The organism is Acinetobacter sp. ABJ-A23_2 (assembly GCF_044538765.1).
GTDB classification, from domain to species: Bacteria; Pseudomonadota; Gammaproteobacteria; order Pseudomonadales; family Moraxellaceae; genus Acinetobacter; species Acinetobacter nosocomialis_A.
This window is the reverse complement of sequence record NZ_JBIUCP010000114.1, coordinates 1-938: the sequence shown is the minus strand read 5'-3', so window position 1 is coordinate 938 and position 938 is coordinate 1. Positions and strand designations below refer to the sequence as shown.

Here is a 938-nt window from a genome sequence, read left to right as displayed (position 1 = left end):
ATCACCTTGTTCCGTACCGATCTGACCGCCATCATTTTGTAAGCCCTGACTCTTCAATGACATCTGCTGGGTTGAAGCCATCATGCCTTGGGTATTATTAATGCCTTGTACAGCATCAATGTTCAATACACCCTGTGCATTGATCTTGCCCTGCTCACTATTTTTAACCGAACCCGCCTGTACCTCGGTGTTCCCGCCACTATACAGTTGCCCTGACTGGCTATTATCAAACAGACCACTGAGCTTAAAGTTCAGATCTGCTCCACTTTGTAATAAACCACCCTGATTGATAAGCTCCTGTCCAACAAACGTTAAGGTGCTACCCGAAAGAATCTGGCCCTTGCTGTTATTCAGCCACTGTTGCTGCATATCCAGTTTAGCCTGCGTTGCGATCAGGCCGGAGTGGTTATCAATCCCTTGTGCCTTTAATGTCAGGTCCTGACTAGACTGAAGCTTGCCTTGCTGGTTACTTAACACCCCAGTACCGGCATCAATATTCACAGTACCTTCAACACTGCCAATCTGCCCAGCATTGTTCGTCAGACCCTGACTGCTCAGCTGTAATGCCTTGTTCGCAATGATCTGGCCTGAACTGTTATCAATGTCCTGACCTGCCGTCACCTCTATCGAACCCTGGGCATTGATCAAGCCAGACTGGGTCTTTAACTGGCCTGCCTGAACCTTGATATCTTTACCTGACTGTAAAGAACCCGACTGGTTGCTCAATACCCCTGTACCTGAATTTAGTACCAGCTGATCCTTGATACTCGCGATCTGCCCCTGATTGTTATTCAGCCCCGAACTCTTGATCTGTACCGCATTATTGGCAACGATCTGGCCTGCTGTGTTATTCACCTGCTGACGCGATTGAAGATCAATTCCATCTTCTGAACTGATTAATCCTGACTGGCTATTTACCTGATCAGCATTAAGCTTAA

At 47.2% G+C, this 938-nt stretch carries 1 pseudogene; it reads right to left on the bottom strand.

Features of this window, described 5'->3' with window-relative positions:
* Positions 1-855 (bottom strand): annotated as a pseudogene (locus ACH63V_RS18085) (ShlA/HecA/FhaA protein); the annotation flags it as partial.
* Positions 856-938: the final 83 nt, after the last annotated feature.